This window comes from Morganella morganii (assembly GCF_041099235.1).
Lineage (GTDB): Bacteria > Pseudomonadota > Gammaproteobacteria > Enterobacterales > Enterobacteriaceae > Morganella > Morganella morganii_E.
This window is the reverse complement of record NZ_JBFZSO010000021.1, coordinates 1-4282: the sequence shown is the minus strand read 5'-3', so window position 1 is coordinate 4282 and position 4282 is coordinate 1. Positions and strand designations below refer to the sequence as shown.

General features: G+C 48.6%; 4 protein-coding genes, 4 tRNA genes and 1 rRNA gene. 1 reads left to right on the top strand and 8 read right to left on the bottom strand.

Translation table 11 applies throughout. The annotated features are described in order from the left end of the window. The 5 genes from AB7038_RS18055 to AB7038_RS18035 all read right to left on the bottom strand — a co-directional run. Positions 1-146: GTP-binding protein (locus AB7038_RS18055; protein WP_233948184.1), on the bottom strand; the 146-nt coding region annotated here is incomplete at its 3' end. 110 nt (positions 147-256) lie between these two features. Then, positions 257-332 (bottom strand) — tRNA-Thr (locus tag AB7038_RS18050). 6 nt (positions 333-338) lie between these two features. Next, positions 339-413, bottom strand: a tRNA-Gly gene (locus AB7038_RS18045). 102 nt (positions 414-515) lie between these two features. Continuing rightward, positions 516-600, bottom strand: a tRNA-Tyr gene (locus AB7038_RS18040). Between the two features lie 16 nt (positions 601-616). Further along, a tRNA-Thr gene (locus tag AB7038_RS18035) sits at positions 617-692 on the bottom strand. A gap of 386 nt (positions 693-1078) precedes the next feature. Here AB7038_RS18035 and coaA point away from each other — a divergent pair. Beyond that, positions 1079-2023 (top strand): type I pantothenate kinase, encoded by a 945-nt coding sequence (gene coaA, locus AB7038_RS18030; RefSeq protein ID WP_004238689.1) that lies wholly within the window; start codon positions 1079-1081, stop codon positions 2021-2023. A gap of 29 nt (positions 2024-2052) precedes the next feature. On the opposite strand, the gene birA is transcribed toward coaA, so the two are convergent. From birA to rrf, 3 genes are all read right to left on the bottom strand, one after another. Then, positions 2053-3033, bottom strand: a complete 981-nt coding sequence (birA, locus tag AB7038_RS18025; protein ID WP_072872524.1) for a bifunctional biotin--[acetyl-CoA-carboxylase] ligase/biotin operon repressor BirA — start codon at positions 3031-3033, stop codon at positions 2053-2055. Further along, positions 3030-4067 (bottom strand): UDP-N-acetylmuramate dehydrogenase, encoded by a 1038-nt coding sequence (murB, locus tag AB7038_RS18020; protein WP_369453745.1) that lies wholly within the window; start codon positions 4065-4067, stop codon positions 3030-3032. Before murB ends, birA begins: the two co-directional genes overlap by 4 nt. Before the next feature lie 139 nt (positions 4068-4206). After that, positions 4207-4282 (bottom strand): 5S ribosomal RNA (gene rrf / locus AB7038_RS18195); the annotation flags it as partial.

Genomic DNA, 4282 nt, shown 5'->3' with positions numbered 1-4282 from the left:
TGGTCGAATGCACGAGCGTTACCGCCGTAGGTTTTTGCCAGAACGGTAGTGATTGCAGCAGTCAGGGTAGTTTTACCATGGTCAACGTGGCCGATAGTACCAACGTTAACGTGCGGTTTCGTACGTTCAAACTTTTCTTTAGACATTAGTTGTCCCTCTAAGACACGGAATCGGTGGTTTCACCACATCAACCAAGCAGTATTGCTTGTCTGGATATTTACAGGGAAAAAAATCAAGGAATGGAGAACAACGGAAGTGGTGCTGATAGGCAGATTCGAACTGCCGACCTCACCCTTACCAAGGGTGCGCTCTACCAACTGAGCTATATCAGCACATCTTGGAGCGGGCAGCGGGAATCGAACCCGCATCATCAGCTTGGAAGGCTGAGGTAATAGCCATTATACGATGCCCGCGTGAACTCGGCTACCTGACTTTAATCTGCTGTAACTGAATCCGGAGTATTTTACATCGAAGGAGTCTTGAGTAAAACACTCAGGATAATAATTCACATTAGATGGTGGTGGGAGAAGGATTCGAACCTTCGAAGTCTGTGACGGCAGATTTACAGTCTGCTCCCTTTGGCCGCTTGGGTATCCCACCTTTCCAAATTGTTAAATGGTGCCGGCACCAAGAGTCGAACTCGGGACCTACTGATTACAAGTCAGTTGCTCTACCAACTGAGCTATGCCGGCATCAAGTGCTGCGCATTCTATGGAGACTTTGCGCAGGATGCAACAAAAAAATCGCTGAAATTGTTCTTTTGCTCACAAAGTGGACATTCTTCCGTATTTTGCTGTTTTTTTCAATAGGTAATGTACAAATTAGCAGCGATACTTATCACTTAAACTCTCAGTAATCACACAGATGGACTACCGTAAAAATCAATTATCCGCGTATTTTTAACTCCTTGTTTATGTCATGTGCAATGTAATTTATGTCCGCGACATCAAAAAAAATGCATTTTTTCAAAAAAATTGCTACGCCTGACTCTCATCTCTCGCTATGATGCGATTTATTTTCAGCCGGTACGGGTATTAATGACCTGTCCAACCTGCGTAATAAAGGCAGCTGTTGGTTTATGTATAAAGAAAAATCGCTCTCTCCTTATCTCCATTTCAGCCGCAGTCAGTGGGCGACCCTGCGTAACTCCGTTCCGATGACGTTGTCTGAGCAGGAAATTGACGATCTGCGCGGTATCCACGATGAAATCTCGATTGATGAAGTTATCGCGATTTATCTGCCGCTGTCCCGTCTGCTGAACTTCTATATCAGCTCAAACCTGCGCCGTCAGGCCGTACTGGAGCAGTTCCTCGGCAGAAATGAAGCGAAAGTCCCTTATGTGATTGGTATTGCCGGCAGTGTGTCAGTCGGAAAAAGTACCACCGCCCGGTTATTGCAGGCGCTCCTGAGCCGCTGGCCGGAACATCGCAAAGTGGATTTGATAACCACTGATGGTTTTCTTCATCCTAATTCTGTGCTGAATGAACGCGGTATAATGAAGAAGAAAGGATTTCCTGAATCCTATGATATGCATAATCTGGTGCGTTTCGTTTCTGAAGTGAAATCCGGTACCCCGCGGGTTCTGGCGCCGGTTTATTCGCATCTGACCTATGACATTATTCCGGATAAACAGTTAGTGGTTGAGCAGCCGGATATCGTGATCCTGGAAGGCCTGAATGTGCTGCAGAGCGGGATGGATTATCCGGAAGCCATGCATCATGTGTTCGTGTCCGATTTTGTGGATTTCTCTATTTATGTGGATGCACCGGAAGAATTACTGAAGAGCTGGTATATCGGGCGGTTCCTGAAATTCCGTCAGGGCGCATTCAGTGATCCGAATTCCTATTTCCATCACTATGCGCAGCTTGAGGAAAGTGAGGCCGTCAGTATTGCCTCAACAATCTGGGATGAGATTAACGGCCTGAATCTGCATGAAAATATTCTGCCGACCAGAGAGCGGGCCAGCCTGGTGATGACCAAAGGCACCAATCATATGGTAACAAATGTGAAACTGCGGAAATAATCAGTTTTTCTGTTAAAAAATAAACCGGCTCAGGCCGGTTTATTTTTTGAATTCACACCGCGAAGTGATATTTCTCCGCCGATATAGGGGGTAATTTCACCAAACTGATCTAATAATAACGCACCCTGCCCGTTAATCCCTCTGGAAACGCCAAAGACCTCTCGCTCACCAATAATCAGTTTTACTTCACGATTAAGGTAATTATCGAACGCATACCAGCGTTCAATAAACGGGGTCAGTCCGCTTTTTTCAAACAGGTGCAGCGCATCTGTCAGATGTTTAATAAACTCTGCAGATAATGTATTACGGTCGATCTGAATACCGGATTGCTGCAGGTTGATCCACTGCTGGCCAATCTGATCCGTGCCGTTACTTTCCATGGTCAGGTTAATCCCGATCCCGATAACCACATGCGCGGCATCCCCGGTTTTTCCCTGAAGTTCGACCAGGATCCCGGCCAGTTTTTTGTCATCCAGATATAAGTCATTCGGCCATTTTACTTTTACACCTGTCGCACCCAGCTCATGCAGTGTCTCGGCAAGCACAATACCGACGACCAGACTCAGCCCGATAGCCGCAGCGGGTCCCTGCTCAAGACGCCAGTACAGAGAAAGATACAGATTGCGGCCAAACGGAGAGATCCACTGCCGCCCGCGGCGACCACGTCCGGCATACTGGTATTCCGCCACACAGGCGTCACCGGATGTCAGTTCCCCCACTTTATCCATCATATGCTGATTGGTGGAGCCGATGACCGGCAACACTTCAACATTTCGTCCGGGCAGCAGCGTGCGGATCACATCCGGCTGTAACAGATTCATCGGTGCAAAGAGGCGATAGCCTTTACCGGTGACGGTTTCCATCTCTATACCCATCTCACGTAAGGTACGAATGTGCTTATTAACTGCGGCACGGGTCATCCCCAGCTGATCGCCGAGCTGTTCACCGGAATGAAATTCACCGTCGGATAAAATACCAATCAGCGTCAGCGGTACACTGTAATCTTTCATGCAATAGCCTCTGTGGCACTGATTTCACCATCTGTACCGATAAATCGGACTTCCGGCTCCAGCTGAACCCCGAAACGGGCAGCAACCTGCTGACGGACATAACGGGCGAGACGGATAACATCATCACCTGTCGCATTATCACGGTTGATTAATACCAGCGCCTGATTCATATGCACCGCTGCACCGCCTTCCTGATGGCCTTTCAGCTGGCACTGGTCGATAAGCCAGCCGGCAGCCAGTTTGATTCCGTCCGCCACCACATACTGCGGGCAGTCCGGATATTGTGCTTTGATTTTCTGTGCACACTCAGCAGTCACTACCGGATTTTTAAAAAAGCTGCCTGCATTACCGGTTACAGCCGGATCCGGCAATTTGCTCATCCGCATCTGACAGACCATGTCAAATACCTGCTGAGGTGTGACCGTCGCAGGATCCAGCGATTTCAAATCACCGTAGCTCAGATTCGGTTTCCATACTTTCGGCAGTTTCAGCCCCACCGCTGTGATGGCATATCCCTGCTGATAATCATGTTTGAAAATACTGTCACGGTAGCCAAAGCGACATTCCTCTGCAGTCAGGCGTGTTGTCAGCCCGTCTGACAGAGAGGTAACATCCACATAGTCACATACGTCTTTAAATTCTGTACCGTATGCCCCGATGTTCTGAATCGGTGCGGTACCGGCACAGCCCGGGATCAGCGCCAGGTTTTCCATGCCGTAAATACTGTTCGCCAGCATCCAGCGGATTAATTCATGCCAGTTTTCACCAGCACCAACTTCGATAAACCAGGCATCCGGTGTTTCCCGGACCGTTTTACCGGGGATCCGGTTAATGACGACGGAGCCATTGAAATCCTCAGTAAACAGCACATTACTGCCACCGCCTAACAGCAGGAAGGGGGATTTTTCCGTTTGTGCAGCCAGCCATAAGCGGCAGAGATCAGAAATGGTCTCTGCGACATCAATATGCCGGGCACCGGCTTCGATACCAAATGTGTGTAACTGGCGGAGTGAATCAGCAGGTTTGAGGGACATAATGAAAAACTCATCTGACAAATATGCTGCCTAGTTTATCAGTCCGCAGACGCGGATCCCAGCACTGCGGGAATTTGTATTTTGGCGGACTGCAAATGCAAAAAAGCCACTCAGATGAGTGGCTTTCTTTAAATATAAAACCTGGCGGTTCCCTACTCTCACATGGGGAGACCCCACACTACCATCGGCGCTACGGCGTTTCACTTCTGAGTTCG